This window comes from Povalibacter uvarum (assembly GCF_014202975.1).
GTDB lineage: Bacteria > Pseudomonadota > Gammaproteobacteria > Steroidobacterales > Steroidobacteraceae > Steroidobacter > Steroidobacter uvarum.
Map to the genome: position 1 here is coordinate 196,309 of NZ_JACHHZ010000005.1, position 15,239 is coordinate 211,547.

General features: G+C 61.8%; 14 protein-coding genes. 8 read left to right on the top strand and 6 right to left on the bottom strand.

Annotated elements, in window-relative coordinates; translation table 11 throughout:
• Positions 1 to 160: 160 nt before the first annotated feature.
• Both HNQ60_RS20270 and HNQ60_RS20275 read right to left on the bottom strand, forming a co-directional pair.
• A complete protein-coding gene (locus HNQ60_RS20270) occupies positions 161 to 1,138 on the bottom strand; it encodes an NAD(P)-dependent alcohol dehydrogenase (protein WP_184334971.1) in 978 nt (325 codons plus the stop codon).
• 284 nt (positions 1,139 to 1,422) lie between these two features.
• Positions 1,423 to 2,037, bottom strand: a complete 615-nt coding sequence (locus HNQ60_RS20275; protein ID WP_184334610.1) for a glycine zipper domain-containing protein — start codon at positions 2,035 to 2,037, stop codon at positions 1,423 to 1,425.
• 146 nt (positions 2,038 to 2,183) lie between these two features.
• Here HNQ60_RS20275 and HNQ60_RS20280 point away from each other — a divergent pair, with 146 nt between their 5' ends.
• Positions 2,184 to 2,504, top strand: coding sequence for a hypothetical protein (locus tag HNQ60_RS20280; RefSeq protein WP_184334611.1), 321 nt, complete (start codon positions 2,184 to 2,186; stop codon positions 2,502 to 2,504).
• An 81-nt stretch (positions 2,505 to 2,585) separates the two neighbouring features.
• On the opposite strand, the gene HNQ60_RS20285 is transcribed toward HNQ60_RS20280, so the two are convergent.
• Together HNQ60_RS20285 and HNQ60_RS20290 are read right to left on the bottom strand one after the other, a co-directional pair.
• Positions 2,586 to 3,629: an AAA family ATPase gene (locus HNQ60_RS20285; protein ID WP_221304334.1), complete on the bottom strand. Its 1,044-nt coding sequence runs from the start codon at positions 3,627 to 3,629 to the stop codon at positions 2,586 to 2,588.
• Positions 3,626 to 4,624 (bottom strand): HAD family hydrolase, encoded by a 999-nt coding sequence (locus HNQ60_RS20290; RefSeq protein ID WP_184334612.1) that lies wholly within the window; start codon positions 4,622 to 4,624, stop codon positions 3,626 to 3,628. Before HNQ60_RS20290 ends, HNQ60_RS20285 begins: the two co-directional genes overlap by 4 nt.
• Positions 4,625 to 4,796: 172 nt before the next feature.
• On the opposite strand from HNQ60_RS20290, the gene HNQ60_RS20295 reads away from it, so the two are divergent.
• On the top strand, positions 4,797 to 6,230 hold the full coding sequence (locus tag HNQ60_RS20295) for a DUF1254 domain-containing protein (RefSeq protein ID WP_184334613.1): 1,434 nt from the start codon (positions 4,797 to 4,799) through the stop codon (positions 6,228 to 6,230).
• Positions 6,231 to 6,274: 44 nt separating this feature from the next.
• Positions 6,275 to 7,306, top strand: a complete 1,032-nt coding sequence (locus HNQ60_RS20300; protein WP_184334614.1) for a DUF1254 domain-containing protein — start codon at positions 6,275 to 6,277, stop codon at positions 7,304 to 7,306.
• Between the two features lie 4 nt (positions 7,307 to 7,310).
• Here the strand turns inward: HNQ60_RS20300 and HNQ60_RS20305 are convergent, their stop codons facing one another.
• Complete coding sequence (locus HNQ60_RS20305; RefSeq protein ID WP_184334615.1) at positions 7,311 to 8,819, bottom strand: tetratricopeptide repeat protein; 1,509 nt, start codon at positions 8,817 to 8,819, stop codon at positions 7,311 to 7,313.
• Positions 8,820 to 8,964: 145 nt separating this feature from the next.
• Between HNQ60_RS20305 and HNQ60_RS20310 the strand changes: the two genes are divergently transcribed.
• From HNQ60_RS20310 to HNQ60_RS20325, 4 genes are all read left to right on the top strand, one after another.
• Positions 8,965 to 9,567 (top strand): hypothetical protein, encoded by a 603-nt coding sequence (locus HNQ60_RS20310; protein WP_184334616.1) that lies wholly within the window; start codon positions 8,965 to 8,967, stop codon positions 9,565 to 9,567.
• Between the two features lie 190 nt (positions 9,568 to 9,757).
• Positions 9,758 to 10,336, top strand: a complete 579-nt coding sequence (locus tag HNQ60_RS20315) for a hypothetical protein (protein ID WP_184334617.1) — start codon at positions 9,758 to 9,760, stop codon at positions 10,334 to 10,336.
• Between the two features lie 141 nt (positions 10,337 to 10,477).
• Positions 10,478 to 10,915 (top strand): DUF2780 domain-containing protein, encoded by a 438-nt coding sequence (locus tag HNQ60_RS20320; RefSeq protein ID WP_184334618.1) that lies wholly within the window; start codon positions 10,478 to 10,480, stop codon positions 10,913 to 10,915.
• A gap of 131 nt (positions 10,916 to 11,046) precedes the next feature.
• Positions 11,047 to 12,609, top strand: a complete 1,563-nt coding sequence (locus tag HNQ60_RS20325; protein WP_184334619.1) for an arylsulfatase — start codon at positions 11,047 to 11,049, stop codon at positions 12,607 to 12,609.
• Between the two features lie 47 nt (positions 12,610 to 12,656).
• Here HNQ60_RS20325 and HNQ60_RS20330 read toward each other — a convergent pair whose 3' ends face one another.
• Positions 12,657 to 13,454 carry a bestrophin-like domain gene (locus HNQ60_RS20330; RefSeq protein WP_184334620.1) on the bottom strand — a complete coding sequence of 266 codons (798 nt, stop codon included), beginning with the start codon at positions 13,452 to 13,454 and terminating at the stop codon, positions 12,657 to 12,659.
• Positions 13,455 to 13,674: 220 nt separating this feature from the next.
• Here HNQ60_RS20330 and HNQ60_RS20335 point away from each other — a divergent pair, with 220 nt between their 5' ends.
• Positions 13,675 to 15,237 (top strand): arylsulfatase, encoded by a 1,563-nt coding sequence (locus tag HNQ60_RS20335; RefSeq protein WP_184334973.1) that lies wholly within the window; start codon positions 13,675 to 13,677, stop codon positions 15,235 to 15,237.
• Positions 15,238 to 15,239 lie beyond the last annotated feature (2 nt).

A 15,239-nucleotide genomic window follows, 5' to 3' on the forward strand; every position in this document is an offset into this window, starting at 1 on the left:
GTAATGACGGCAAGAGGGGACTGCCGCCACCGTGATTCGTCATTCCCGCGCAGGCGGGCATCCATGCCTCGATGCCGGATGGACTCCCGCCTGCGCGGGAGTGACAGGCCAGATGGACTCCCGCCTGCGCGGGAGTGACGGATGCGCGGGAGTGACGGACTTACTCGACGGTGACTACGACCTTGCCCCGCGCCCGCCCAGTCTCGAGATACCGCAGCGATTCGGCGACTTCACTCAGGGGATAGGTTCGATCGATCACCGGCTTCAGTTTCCCTGCGGCCATGAGATCCGCGAGGTACTGCATGTCGGCCTGCGTCGACTGGGCGATCATCATGCCCATCTTCTGATCGACGAACGGCGAGAGGATCAGTGCTTTCAAGGGCAGCGCGAACGGTCCGATCCAGTTGCCGTGCGCGCCGCCAACGATGACGAGCCGGCCGTTCGGCTGCAGTACGCGGCGCAGGTCCGATAGCGATCGATTGGCGACGTTGTCGACGATCACGTCGTAGCGGGCGTCCGCGGCAGCAAAATCCGCTTGCGTGTAGTCGATGATGTGATCGGCGCCAAGTGAGCGGACGAGCTCGATGTTCTTCGTGCTGCACACAGCAGTGACTTCGGCTCCGAGTAATTTGGCGATCTGGACAGCGAACGTTCCAACGCCGCCGGAAGCGCCGTTGATGAGTACCTTCTGGCCGGGCTGCACGGCGCCATGATCACGCAACGCTTGCAGCGCCGTCATCGCGCCGACGTTGACGGAGGCAGCCTGTTCGAACGTGACATTCTCCGGCTTGGCCACGACAGCCCCCGTTTCACGCTTCACGATGTACTGCGCAAGCGTGCCGCCGCCGCCACCGAAGACTGCATCGCCGGGTTTGAACTTCGTGACGTTCGCACCGACCGCTTCGACCGTCCCTGCGAAGTCGGCTCCGAGCCGTGCTTCCTCCGGTGTCGGCGCACCCATGCCACGACCCAGGCGCAACAGGTATGGGCTGCCGCGCAGGGTGCGCCAATCGAGCGGATTCACCGAGGCCGCGTGAACCTTGATAAGGATCTGGTCGGCCTCGGGCACAGGCTTCGCGATATCTTCGACCCGGATGATGTCCGGTGAGCCATAGCATCGCGCTGTCGCTGCCTTCATGTGCGCAGCGCCATCCGGCAGCAACGCTACAGTCGGGCAGGGCGCGTTGTAGCTGATTGCGAAAGCAAATGCCGCGAACGCAAGCGTGATGAGGATCGCGATACCGCTCAGGATCTTTCTGGTCAGGCTCATCGTCATTTCTCCCTGTTTGTGGCGCGACTATGCGAGGCGCCCGGCTGCTTTTTAAGGGGAGTGCGACGAGGGACGAATCGGCCCGGCGAACGACGGCCGGCCGGGATGAGCGGCGGCGGCCGCAGGGCCGATTCCCGAAATCGCGGGGCGGATCAGCTCTCGCAGAAGATCCGGACTTTCTTCACGGCGACATCGATCTGCGACTCGGTGGTCGCTTTCAGTGCCGCTTCCTTGGCAGTGTGACAGTCAGCGGCTTCCTCCTGTTGCTTCACCGTTACGTCCGCTGTCTGAACGGCAGGGTCGCTTGCGCTCGTGCAGTGCACGGGCGTGACCTTGCGCACGTTGGCTGAAGGACCTTGCTCCACGGCGACGCAGTCGCCCTTGTCGATATCCCCTTGCTCGACCACAACCGAGATCGTGCCGCCGCCCACCAGATTGACGGTGTACTGGTGCGCCATGTTGTCCTTGTTCTTGTGTGATTTGATCGCCGCGGTGAGCAACGCGCCCGCGAGTGCACCCGCCGCGGCATCGCGCACCTGGTGTCCGTGCGATGAGTTGTAAGAGCCGGCCAGTCCGCCAACGACAGCACCTGTGGCGACGCCGGTCGGCTGGCCGTCGTTTCCGACTTTCACCATGTCGATGCGATCGACGATGCCGTAGCTGATGGCGAACGATTGTCCGGTCTGTCTTTGCTGTGCACTCGCGCCGGACACGAACAACACAGTCAGCAATGCGACGGCGGTTGATGGTTTCGTGAACGTGGTCATCGCGATCTCCGTTCCAGTAAGGGCGTAGCGCGGCCGAGCGTACCGTCCACCTGGGAGGGGCACCCATTTGTACGAATACCTAGAGACCAATGCACAGTTTGCTCGGGCGCTGATAGCATCTGCCGTACCTTCCGTCGGAGACCGTCATGGCACAGACACGGATCGAAGCGTACGAAGTCCTCTATTCGGCCAACACGTTCTCGCCGCGTATCGCGCTGAAGAATGCCGGCAACTACGTCGGCCAGATGATCTTCAAGCCGAACGGCACGACGCTGCCGGCGGACACGGTGGTCAACAACCAGGTGCAGCTGTACTACCACCTGGACGATTTCCAGAATGCGATCGACCTGCTGCGCAATGAGAAGCCGATCTACATGTATTACAGCGGTTCGGGCGGCGGCTTCGAGAACGGCATCCGGACGATGTCGGAGAAGGTGGGCGAGGGGGAGATTGCGCCGGCGGTGTGAGACCTCGTCACTCCCGCGCAAGCGGGAGTCCATCCGGTCGATTCGGAATGGATTCCCGCTTTCGCGGGAATGACAGATGGCTTACGCCGGCACCGCCACGACCTTCACCAGCTCATCGATCACTCCATCCGCCGACACCCCTTCCGCGTTCGCGTCGTAGGAAAGAATCAGTCTGTGACGCAGCACCGGATGAACCACGGCGCGAACATCGTCCGGCGTCACATGATCGCGCCCCTCCAGCCACGCATTGACGCGTGACGTTCGCTCGAGACTGATGCCGCCGCGTGGGCTCGAACCGATCTGAATCCACTTCTTGAGCGAGTCGCCGTACTTGTCGGGGTGACGTGTGGCGGTGAGCAGATCGATGACGTACTTCTCGATCGCGGGCGCCACGTGGACCCTGTCGATCTCGCGCCGCGCATCGAACAGCGATTCCTGCGCGATGGCTTTGTCCGAGGACTTGTCCGCGGACCGCGATGCCTTCGTCTTCTCGCCATTCTCTTCTGGCTTCTGCGCATGGGCCTGCGCAGTCTTTTCTGCTTCTTCCTTGCGCACCAGTTGCAGCACACCGATCTCGCTTTCCGGATCCGGATAGTCGACGAGCACTTTCATGAGGAAGCGGTCCATCTGCGCTTCGGGCAGCGGATACGTTCCCTCCTGCTCGATCGGATTCTGGGTCGCGAGCACCATGAAGAGATCGGGCATCGGATGCGTCTTGCCGGCGACGGTGATCTGTCGCTCTTCCATCGCCTCCAGCAGCGCTGACTGGACTTTCGCGGGTGCGCGATTGATCTCGTCCGCGAGGATGACGTTGCCGAAGATCGGCCCGGGCTGGAACTGGAAGACGTTCTTCCCCTCCTGCTGATGCAGTACTTCGGTGCCCGTGATATCCGCCGGCAGCAGATCCGGCGTGAACTGGATGCGCCGCATGTCGGCTTGCAGGCTCTTCGCTAGACTTTTCACCGCGCGCGTCTTCGCGAGTCCCGGCAAGCTCTCCAGCAGGAGATGTCCGTCCGCGAGCAGCCCGATCAGCATGCTGCGGATCAGATCCTTCTGGCCGAGGATGGAGGTCTCGACGAGCTTCTGGAGTTCCGCGATGGCGGGTCGCGCAGGCTGAGTCGTCACTTCTGTTCCCACGGATAAATCACTTTCCACTCTTTCTGCATGTCGACGACTGTCCAGCCCTTCTGCGTCGCCTCGTCCCACGCCTTGTCCAGCGTGCCGATGTGTGACTTGCGGTCGTAGGCCCATTCGCGTTTCGCGTCGGTGTGATGAACGATGCCCATGAAGCGCGTGCCGCCGCCTGCCGCAGTCCATTGCAGCATCTGGTGATCGCCATCGGAGTTGCCGAACGCGAACACAGGTACGCGTCCGATGAACTTGTTGATGCCCGCGGGTTTGCCTTCCTTGTCGTCGACGAAGTCGACCTCGGCGAGCTTGACCAGCACGGGTTTTCCATTCCGGATCTCGTACTTCACCTTGCCGCTGGAGCCGACGATCTGCTCGGGCGGAATGCCGTAGACCTTCGACGCCCAGGGCCGCATGAATTCGATGCCGCCGCCGGAAACGATGTAGGTCTTGAATCCATTGGCACGCAGATACGCGAGCACTTCGAGCATCGGCTGGAAGACGAGCTCGTTGTAGGGCCGCTTGAAGCGCGGGTGCTTCGCGGTTGCGATCCAGTCGGTGACTGTCTTGCTGAACTCTTCGGTAGTCATGCCAGCATGCGTGACCGCGATCAACTCCAGCAGCCCTTTCTCGCCGGACGCCATCACGGCTTTGGTATCTCCCTCGATGACGCCTTTGAACGGCTGTTTCGTCTTCCAGTCGGGGTGCTGCGGAGCCAGGGCCTTCACACGATCCAGCGCGAACAGGAGCTGGAAGTAGGCGGGTTGCTCCGACCAAAGCGTGCCGTCGTTGTCGAAGACTGCGATGCGAGCTTCCGGTGCCACGAACGTCGTCGATCCCTGGCGCGTGGTGTCCGCGACGAACTTCACGATGGCCTGCTTTGAAGGGCCGTCGTTCCAGGAAGGCAGCGGATCGGGCGCGGCGGCGATTGCCGGCTGGCTCGCAACGAGCAAGCACATCAGGAGCGCCTGAAGACTGGCGATGGCTCGCATGGAAGTTCCTCCGTTTCTGCAAGGCAATGATGAAAGTACGTTGCTGTCCCGGCAGCGGGTATCCGTGGAAGGGGAAGAAAGCGCCGGCTCGCCGTCTTGCCCGAACTACGCATCCCGGTTGATTGCACGCACCCGGATACTTGACCGCGTGAGGCATACGGGAGGCAGGGGCATGCATTCGTCGACTCGGACACTCGGCCTGATCGCGGGCGCAGCGTTGCTGTTGCTGGGCAGTGGATGTCGGCAGAAAACCGCCGACCCTGCACCTCCATCGAAGGCGAGCATGAACGCAGCGCAGGGTGCATCGCTCGAGGAGATGCGAGCCATCGCCAAGGAAGCCTATACATATGGATTCCCGCTCGTGGATAACTATCGTGTCCAGTATTCGTACTTCGCGGATGCGGCCAATCCCGAGTACAAGACGGGCTGGAATCAGATATTCAACAACGCGCGTGTCTACACGCCAGACGATAAAGCGATCCAGACGCCGAACTCCGATACGCCGTACTCGTACGTCGGTGCCGATCTGCGTGCCGAACCGCTGGTGCTCAGCGTGCCGGCGATGGAGAAGAACCGCTTCTATCACCTGCAGTTCATCGATCAGTACACCCAGAACTTCGCGTACGTGGGGACGCGGACGACGGGTAACGACGCAGGAACCTTCCTGCTGGCGGGTCCGCGCTGGCAGGGCGAAGCGCCTGCAGGCATCAAGCAGGTGATCAAGTCCGAGACGGACTTCGCCTTCATCCTGTATCGCACTCAGCTCTTCGATCCGTCCGACATAGCGAACGTGAAGAAGGTCCAGTCCGGTTACAAGGTACAGACGCTTTCATCGTTCATGGGTCAGGCCGCGCCGCCGGCTGCACCCACCGTCGACTTCATCAAGCCGTTGACCGCGACCGAACAGCGTTCATCGCTCGAGTTCTTCAACGTGCTCAACTTCGTGCTGCAGTTCTGTCCGACCGTTCCCTCCGAAGTCGAGATCATGGAACGGTTTGGAAAGCTCGGCATCGGCGCCGGCAAGACGCTCGATGCGCAGGCTCTGTCACCGCAAATGCGCGCCGCGATCGAAGGCGGCATGGCGGATTCGTGGCAAGCGTTCAAAGCCGTGGATCAACAGGCGCAGGAGGGAAAGCTCACCAGCGCGGACTTCTTCGGTACGCGCGAGCATCTGCGCAACAACTACGAGTACCGCATGGCCGCCGCTGCTGCCGGCATCTACGGCAATTCAATCGAAGAAGCTTTCTACACGCAGTACAAGGGTGACACTTCGGTCGATCGTTTCGTGCTGCATTTCCCGCCGGGCCAGCTGCCTCCCGTCGACGCCTTCTGGTCGCTGACGATGTACGAAATGCCGGCGAGCCTGCTGTATGCGAATCCTCTCAAACGTTACCTCATCAACTCGCCCATGCTCCCGAAGATGAAGAAGGATGCCGATGGCGGCCTGACGCTCTACGTGCAGCACGAGTCGCCGGGGAAAGCGAAAGAGTCCAACTGGCTGCCCGCACCCGCCGGTCCGATGATGGTCGTGCTGAGGCTCTACGCGCCGAAGCAGGAAGTGCGCGATGGCACGTGGAAGCGGCCAGCACTGCAGAAGGTGGAGTAACGCTCGCCCCGGTTCAGTAACGCGGAGAAGCAGGAGAAATGCAGATGAAATCCCGCCTCGTCGGACCCTTCGCTGCTGCAGCGGGAGTCATTGCCACATGGACTGCCTCCGCGGCCGCGAGCGGCGGCCCGGCGCCAGTGACGGCCGACAACTTCGTTCGTGCCGAGTCGGATACGTACATCGGCGCCGCGGCGCGTGAGGCGGGTGGTCTCGGCAAGATGCAGCATCGGCGCGAACCTGCGTCGATCGACAATCAGACCGTCATCCGCCTGAATCGCGACACGCTCTACTCGTCAGTCGTAGTGGATCTCGACGCGGGACCGGTCACGATCACGTTGCCGGACGCCGGCAAGCGATTCATGTCTCTGCAGCTCATCAGCCAGGATCACTACGCAGTGACCGAGTACGGCGCGGGAGCGCATACATTGAGCAAAGAGAAGATCGGTACGCGCTACGCGATCGCTGCTGTTCGGACACTGGTCGATCCCAGCGATCCGAAGGACCTGGCGCAAGTCCACAAGCTTCAGGATGCGATCAAGGTCAGCCAGCAGGGCACGGGGAAACTCGAGTTGCCCGACTGGGACTCCGCGAGCCAGAAGAAAGTCCGCGACGCGCTGCTGGTCCTCGGCTCGACGCTGCCGGACTATAGGAAGGCTTTCGGCACGAAGAAGGACGTCGATCCCGTGCGCCATCTCATAGGCGCAGCGCTTGGTTGGGGAGGCAATCCTGACAAGGACGCGACGTATCTCAACGTGACGCCGTCGAAGAACGACGGGACGACGGTCTACAAACTGAAAGTGGGAGACGTGCCCGTCGATGCCTTCTGGTCGGTGAGCGTCTACAACGCGCAGGGCTACTTCGAGAAGAATGCCCACAACGCCTACACGATCAACAACCTCACGGGAAAGAAAGGCGGCGACGGTTCGATCACGATCCAGTTCGGCGGTTGCGACGGCAAGGTCGCGAACTGCATTCCGATCGTGAAAGGCTGGAACTACACGGTGCGGCTCTATCGGCCGCGCGCCGAGATTCTCGATGGCTCGTGGAAGTTTCCGGAGCCGAAGCCCGCGGCGTGAGGGGCTATCCGGTCGCAGCCGGGTTCGCCAGCTGCGATCGTATCCCCAGCAGTTGCTCGATACGCGCCTGTGTTTCCCGGCGTGACTTCCGCTCACGCCATCCATCGCCGGACTTGAGAATGTCAGTGGCTCGTTCGAGCCGCGCCTGCGCTTCATCGAGCCGGCCCTGCCGCATCAGCGATTCAGCGAGCGCGCTCTCCGCCCGCGCCGTATCCATTTCGCAATGAGGGATTGTTTCGAAGATCGCGATCTCCCGCCGCAGCAGTTGCTCTGATTCCTCCAGCTCTCCTGTTTTCAGAAGAGCCTCGGCGAGAAAGTGGTGTGCATACGCGACCAGGTAGGGGGCCGGCGGATCGTCCGGAGTGATGGCGTCGTATCCGCGTCGCGCTTCTTCTATGGCCTCGTCGTAGCGGCCCTGTTCGATGAGTGCCCAGGTCAGCGTCGAGATCAGATAGGCATTGCGGGTATCCACTCGTTCCGGCACCTGTTGATACGCAGCGATGGCACGCCGGGCTTGCACGACAGCTTCATCAGGTCGGCCTTCGGCGATCCGCAGCAGCGCCCATTGATCGATCACGTTGACGGTGGAGTAGTGGGCGTCGCCGTGCACTTGCCGCGAATGTTCGAGGGCGCGACGGAGGTGATGCTCAGCTTCGGCGTACCGCCCAGTATCAGTGAGCGCTTCCGCAAGTGTCGAGTTGAGCTCGACGCCTTCGGAGCTCACTTCCCGACCATGCTGGACGAGAATGGCCAGCCCGCGACGCGCGACTTCTTCACAGCGTTTGGGATCGCTGACGAGCGGATAGTAGTTCCCGAGTTGCATCAGTGTCGGGATCAACGCGAGATCGTTCTCTCCCACACTCTCGCTCAGCGAGTCGAGGACGGTAAGGAGCCGCTTGATGGCACGGCGATAGTGACTGGCTCCCTGATACGCCTGGGGAAGCTCGGTATTGGCGCCCGTTGAAGGCGGCGCCGACGCAGCGGAAGTCGATGAACCTGACGACGTAGCCGAGTCGGCCACCTGCTCGGGCTCGATCGTCGAAGCAGGCCCAAGCAGCCAGGCGGCTGCCAGTGCAACCGCTGCGGTCAAAGCGGCAGCGATCGCGTAGTAGCGCTGCCTCGAGCCTTTCGTATGCGCTGCCGCGACAGCGCCCCGGGCCTCGTCCCCTGTCACTCCATCGAAGCTGACGGCCGCGACCAGGCGATACCCTTTGCGCGAGACCGTATCGATGTAACGTTTCGATTTCTGCTCGCCGAGGGCGCGCCGCAACTGCGCGATGCTCTGGTAGATCGAATCGGGGGTCACGACCAGGCCGCTCCACGCAATGCTCTCAATCTCGCGCTGCGGGACAACTTGCCCGGCGCGCGAAGCGAGCAGCGTAAGGACGCGAAGGTTGCGAGGATCGATCCTGACTATCTCGCCCTCGCGGGAGATCTGCTTGGCGATCGGATCGACGAGCCAGTCGCCTACACGAAAGGAGGTCAGGTTCTCGTCGGGATCGGTGGCCGCCATCTTCTGTAAAGACTCGAGGGAGCGTGGCTTGCGGATATAGTGTGTGAGCGAAGGGTACGCGGGAATTTCAGAAAAATTCAAACTCTGGCCCGCGCCGGTTCAGGACTTCCACGGCGGCTGTCGGGCAATTTCCGTTGGGTGAAACATGAATCAGGCAACAACTGTCCGTTCCGCGTGCCTCGCGATCGTCGTTCTCAGCGGCGTTCTCGGGACGGGCAACGCGCAGACGCCGGGTTCGGCCACGAACGCCACGCTCAAAGGAGCGTTCTCGGTTCAAGCGGAGGAAGAGTGCGTGCACTCCTCGACCTTCGGCCCGCCCCCGGTGCTGGAGGCGCTGGGTCCAACGGTCATGGAGAACATCACGATTCAGGGCACGCTTACGCTGAACGGCGACGGCACGGGCGAATTCGTGGGGCGCAGCGCGTCGATCACGACGATCGCGATCGCATCTCCCGTACAGCAATCGACACTACGCTGTCCGGTCACGTACTCGATGGATCGCGGCGGTGTCGTCTCCCTCGAACGCACTTGCACCGGCACTGTCACGCGGGGATCGCTGAGCGTCGGTGCGCAGGTGTGGACGGCAAGTGCCGTGAGGCTCGAGGGACGTTTCCATTCCGTGACGGGCGCGTTACAGCTCGCCGATACGGCGCTCGAGATCGAAACGATCACTTCATTCCGTGGCGCTCGCACACCGAGGTTGTGCACGCGCGCGTGGTCGGCATTCAGGATAGAACGGCCGCGATAGTCCGCTCGATCGAACGCGCTGCAGCGGCGCGATTCCCCTCATCCAATCTTCTCGTGTGCCGCTTCTTCCCGGCTTCGGAGGAGGCGAGCTCGCGTGCGCCATTCACCAGGGTTCTTCGAATCTCTCGCGCTGATCCGAAGGATGCGACTGCAAGCGCGATTTGAAATGCAACTTCATCGGGAGCTCGATCATGAAATTGTTCTTGGGTGCATTGGTGCCGGCGATCCTCCTCGCGGCTGCGCCGCTGAGCGCGCAGGAAGCGCCGTCGCTGAAAGGAAAGTATGCGGTGGTGATTCAGGAGGATTGCGTGTTCTCGGCCTCCGGCTTCGGGCCCGGACCACTCTTTCAGGCCCTGGGCCCGGTCACTCGCGGCACGGGCACGCTTCAGGGCGAAGCCATCCTGTCGAGTGATGGAACGGGGCAGATGACGCTCAACAATGCGTTCATCGGTACGAACCCTGCGCTCACGCCTGCGCTGGGCTACGCGCTGACTTGTCCTGTGCAGCATTCGGTCGGGCCGGCGGGCGATTTCGAAGCAACTTTCGATTGCACGGGCGTGACGACGACCGGCACCGGCTCGCAGGTTGCGCTCCAGGTCTTCCAGAACGGCATGGCTGTGAACGGGCATGCACGCGCCAAACGGTTCGTTCTCGCGGCGAGCACCGGGCTCGATATCGAAACGATCGGCAGCGCGGCAGCGACACCCGTTCAGCGCATGTGCCACCGCACATTCCAGCTGCTGAAGCTCGCAAAGAACGGCGGCGAGTAGGAAACCCCCGAACTCCTCGGGCGCAAGGACGCGCCCGGGCGAGTTCCCCGCCGGCGACTGCCCCTCGTACGCATCCTGTCCCACAGATTTCGTTACTAGAATCGGGCGAGTCTCATCGTCCGTGGCCGGTGGAGATCTGTCATGCGTGCGAGCACGAATCGGCTTTCTGGTTGCGCCGCCATTCTTCTTTGCGTCTTCGCCGCGCCTGGCTCGACGAATGCGCAATCGGCGCCTTCGGTGCAGCTCATCCAGCAACTGGAGAGCCAGTTCGGACTGACGGATCGTCAGGTGCGTGGCGCACTGGGTGCGCTGCTCGTCTACGTACGGGAACGCCTTCCGAAGAAGGACTTCGATGATTTCTCGCAGCGCATCCCGAACGCCGCGCAGATCATGCAGGACGTGAAGCTGCAGGGCATCGTGACGAAACCCCTCGACACGATCGACGATTACGAAGCTTCGTTGGCGAGCCTCGGTATCGGTCAGCCGCTCGCGTCTCAGTTCGCGCCGGCAGTCGTGAAGCATCTTGGCGATGCGGGCTACTACCGCGAGCGGGACATCCTCGCGCGAGCGCTGAACTGACGGATCGTCGCCACGAGGGGCAGGGCGATTGCCCCAACTACGGAGTCACAAGGGAGTACCGGACGATGACAATCGCCCGGCGCATTCCTGCGGCAGCAAGTGCGTCGTCATCTCCCACGAGGTAAAACTCCATGAATCGAGCTTCACGATGGCTGTTGATACTCGCATCGATGCTGGTGTCGACCGCTGCTATGGCTCAGGGCGCCAAGCCGAACATCCTGGTCATCTTCGGCGATGACATAGGTATCCCACAGGTCAGCGCCTACACCCAGGGCCTCATGGGCTATCGCACTCCGAACATCGATCGCATCGCGAAGGAGGGCGCGCTCTTCACCGACTCGTACTCCCAGAACAGCTGCACGGCGGGGCGAGCGTCGTTCATTCTCGGCATGGAGCCTTTCCGCACGGGCTTGCTCACGATCGGCATGCCGGGCGATCCGCACGGCATTCCTGACTGGGCGCCGACCATCGCGGATGTAATGAAGGCGCAGGGCTATACCACCGGACAGTTCGGCAAGAACCATCTCGGCGATCGCGACCAGCATCTGCCGACGAAACACGGCTTCGATGAGTTCTTCGGCAACCTGTACCACCTGAACGCCGAAGAGGAACCAGAAGGCTACTTCTATCCGAAGGATCCCGAGTTCCGGAAGAAGTTCGGTCCCCGTGGCGTCATTCATTCGTACGCCGACGGTCGGATCGAAGATACGGGGCCGCTCAACACTGCGCGCATGCCTACCGTCGACGAAGAATTTCTTGGCGCCGCAAAGAACTTCATCGACCGCGCTGCTAAAGACAAGAAGCCGTTCTTCGTGTGGTTCAACTCCACGCGCATGCACGTCTTCACGCATCTGAAGAAGGAATCGCTCGGCAAGACCGGCGTAGGCATCCACGCGGACGGTATGGTTGAGCATGATGGACACGTCGGCCAGCTTCTCAAGCAGCTCGACGATCTGGGCATCGCGAACAACACCATCGTTCTGTACACGACCGACAACGGCGCAGAGCTGGCACTGTGGCCCGACGGCGCGATGACGATGTTCCATGGCGAAAAGGGCACGACGTGGGAAGGCGGTTTCCGCAATCCGATGATGGTGCGCTGGCCCGGCGTCATCAAACCGGGCACCGTTTACAACGACATCATCTCGCTGATGGACTGGATGCCGACGCTCTCGGCCGCCGCTGGCGAACCCAACGTCGTCAACAAGATGAAGAGCGGCTTCAAGTCCGGCAGCAAGACCTTCAAGGCGCACCTGGACGGCTACAACTTCCTGCCTTACTTCCAGGGCAAGGAGCCGAAGGGGCCGCGCGATACGATGTTCTACTTCGACCAGGGCGGCAATCTGAACGCGGTGCGCTGGAATGACTGGAAGGTCAGTTTTGCCATTGCCAGCGAAGGCAATATCGCGACGGCGACGCGCGAAGTTCCCTCATGGGCGATGATCACGAATCTGCGCATGGACCCCTATGAGCGAGGCATCAAGGAAGGCGGCGAGTCGCTGAAGTTCTTTGCTCAGCAGATGTGGCTGCTCGTGCCGATCCAGCAGCAGATCAAGCAGTTCTTCTCCGACTTCGATCAATATCCGTATCAGGCGGGTTCCTCGCTCAATGCGAGCGGCATCGGCTACGGCTTGCTGCGCCAGCAGGATGCCATGAAGCGGTTGAAAGACCTCGAATCGATGCGCCCAAGGTAGTTGCTCGGACTGGATCGCGCGGAGAGGCGCCCGGGCCTCTCCGCCTTTCACCGCGCAGCCCCATCCGCTGCCGCGTCGGCTTCCATGCCCTGCTGCAGTTCCAGCATCGACTGCTGACTGATCCGCAGAAATCCCTCCTGGGACCGATCGAGATCACTGATCAGCATGATGACGCCAGCGAACGCGACGGCCAGGCACGTCACGGGGGCGCCGATGCGGGCGCCGCTCACGCCGGCCTGGTAACCCATCGCGAGCATGCCGATCGCGGTTGAAGCGAACATGAAGGCCCAGATGGTCATCGGAATCCGGTTGCGCTGAATCGCGATGCGTTCACCGTGTACGTCGATCATCTCGTTGAGCGCACCGATGAACAATGGCAGCGAGGTCGATGTCGGCTGCTCGGCCGCCAGTGGCGAGGCACGCTGCCACATCGCGCGTTGCAGTTCATCCGATCCCGTCAGGAACGCAGCGTAGTTGTTCTTGTGCAAGGCGCCATCGAGCCTTATCGCCACGTACTGTCGCAGATGAACACGCAGTTCCGCTCCCACGGGTTCGGGGAGCAGCCACGTGCGCAGGTAGGTCGTTCCGATCGCATTGGCATCCTTCACGACCAGCGCCTTGCGCGCGTCGAAGCGCGAGGCGGCCATCGAGAAAGTGAAGGCGAGCACGAATGCCAGCAGGCCGAGCGTTGCACCGACAGAGGCACCGATCGGTCCCTCTGCTTCGGCGCCCCGGGCGACGGCGCGTCGTCCCAGCCAGCGGCCCGCGCCGATGAATGCGAACGCGAGCACGAGCGTCAGGACGAAGAGCATCGGGATCGGGATCAGGTCGCGGATTTCTTCCATCGGCTACCTCGGCAGTGCAGCGTACCGGCAGATTTCCTTACCTGAGTGCTTCGACCGCGTCGCTACGTATCTACGGCAGTCATTCGAAGTTGCCCCATCTACGGACTGTCAAAGTGACGGGAGCCGATGACAATCCCCAGCTGCGATCTCACGTCGGGCGAGGTGCGCCCGCAGCAGCCTCGAAGGAGTCATTCGAATGAACCGATTGTTCGTCCTGCTCATGGGCTCATTGCTGTCGACGGCTGCCATGGCCCAGGGAGCGAAACCCAACATCCTCGTGATCTTTGGCGACGACGTTGGGCAGTCGAACATCAGCGCGTACACGCACGGTCTCGTCGGCTACAAGACACCGAACATCGACCGCATCGCCAAGGAAGGCATGATGTTCACGGACTACTACGCCGAGAACAGTTGCACCGCCGGACGCTCGACGTTCATCACGGGTCAGAGTGTGTTCCGCACGGGCCTGTCGAAGGTGGGGCTGCCTGGTGCACCCGTGGGACTTCAGGATCGCGACATCACGATCGCACAGGCGTTGAAGCCGCTCGGCTACGCCACTGCGCAGTTCGGCAAGAACCATCTTGGCGATCAGGACAAGTTCCTGCCGACCAATCATGGCTTCGATGAGTTCTTCGGCAATCTGTACCACCTCAATGCCGAAGAAGAGCCGGAGCGGCCCTACTGGCCGAAGAACGATCCGGCCTTCCTCAAGTTCTATAATCCGCGCGGTGTCATTCGTTCGTCTTCCGACGGCAAGATCGAGGATACCGGCGCGTTGAACCGCAAGCGGATGGAAACGATCGACGACGAAACCACCGGCGCTGCGATCAGCTACATCCAGCGGCAGGCGCAAGCCAACAAGCCCTTCTTCGTCTGGATGAACTTCACCCGCATGCACGTCTTCACTCACGTGCGCCCGGAGTATCGCGGCAAGGCCGGCATGGGACCGGGGCATGAATATGCGGACGGCATGTGGGAGATGGATCAGAACGTCGGCAAGATTCTCAAGGCCGTGGACGATGCGGGCATCGCGAACAACACGATCGTCGTCTTCACCACCGACAACGGACCGAATTTCTTCAGTTGGCCGGATGCGGCCAATACGCCGTTCCGAAGCGAAAAGGATTCGAACTGGGAAGGCGCATTCCGTGTGCCCGCGATGGTTCGCTGGCCCGGGAAGATCAAGCCCGGCGAGATTTCCAATGGCCTGATGTCGGGGCTGGACTGGTTCCCCACGCTGCTGGCCGCGGCCGGTGACGCGAGCATCAAGGACAAACTGCTGAAGGGCACCAGCCTCGGCGGCAAGTCGGCGAAGGTGCACCTGGATGGCTACAACCAGCTGCCGCTGCTGACTGGGCAGACCGACAAGAGCGCGCGCACCGAGTTCTACTATTTCAATGATGACGCAGATCTGGTGGCGATGCGTTACGACAATTATCTGCAGGGCGCAACCAGCCCGGACGCGTGGAAGATCGTGTTCTGCGAACAGCGCGCGCAAGGCGGATTGGAAATCTGGAAGGAGCCGTTCACGTGTCTGAGGGCGCCGAACATGTACAACCTGCGCATGGATCCATACGAGCGGGCGTCCGTCGGACCGACGAGTGGGTATCAGGCGATGATGACGGATAACGTGTACATCCCCATCGACGCACAGCGGCGCGCTGCTGCATTCCTGCAGACATTCATCGAGTACCCGCCCAGCCAGATCCCCGCCAGCTTCACCATCGACCAGATCGAGGAGAGCGTGAAGCGGCAGGTGACGGAGAAGATGCAGAAGAAGTAGCG

Bases quoted from the DNA above. Each gene is read 5' to 3' on its own strand.
- HNQ60_RS20310 (WP_184334616.1), top strand. From the start codon at position 8,965: ATGAATCAGGCAACAACTGTCCGTTCCGCGTGCCTCGCGATCGTCGTT.
- HNQ60_RS20335 (WP_184334973.1), top strand. From the start codon at position 13,675: ATGGGCTCATTGCTGTCGACGGCTGCCATGGCCCAGGGAGCGAAACCC.
- HNQ60_RS20325 (WP_184334619.1), top strand. From the start codon at position 11,047: ATGAATCGAGCTTCACGATGGCTGTTGATACTCGCATCGATGCTGGTG.
- HNQ60_RS20290 (WP_184334612.1), bottom strand. From the start codon at position 4,624: ATGCGAGCCATCGCCAGTCTTCAGGCGCTCCTGATGTGCTTGCTCGTT.
- HNQ60_RS20305 (WP_184334615.1), bottom strand. From the start codon at position 8,819: ATGGCGGCCACCGATCCCGACGAGAACCTGACCTCCTTTCGTGTAGGC.
- HNQ60_RS20315 (WP_184334617.1), top strand. From the start codon at position 9,758: ATGAAATTGTTCTTGGGTGCATTGGTGCCGGCGATCCTCCTCGCGGCT.
- HNQ60_RS20295 (WP_184334613.1), top strand. From the start codon at position 4,797: ATGCATTCGTCGACTCGGACACTCGGCCTGATCGCGGGCGCAGCGTTG.
- HNQ60_RS20270 (WP_184334971.1), bottom strand. From the start codon at position 1,138: ATGAAGGCAGCGACAGCGCGATGCTATGGCTCACCGGACATCATCCGG.
- HNQ60_RS20280 (WP_184334611.1), top strand. From the start codon at position 2,184: ATGGCACAGACACGGATCGAAGCGTACGAAGTCCTCTATTCGGCCAAC.
- HNQ60_RS20275 (WP_184334610.1), bottom strand. From the start codon at position 2,037: ATGACCACGTTCACGAAACCATCAACCGCCGTCGCATTGCTGACTGTG.
- HNQ60_RS20300 (WP_184334614.1), top strand. From the start codon at position 6,275: ATGAAATCCCGCCTCGTCGGACCCTTCGCTGCTGCAGCGGGAGTCATT.
- HNQ60_RS20330 (WP_184334620.1), bottom strand. From the start codon at position 13,454: ATGGAAGAAATCCGCGACCTGATCCCGATCCCGATGCTCTTCGTCCTG.
- HNQ60_RS20320 (WP_184334618.1), top strand. From the start codon at position 10,478: ATGCGTGCGAGCACGAATCGGCTTTCTGGTTGCGCCGCCATTCTTCTT.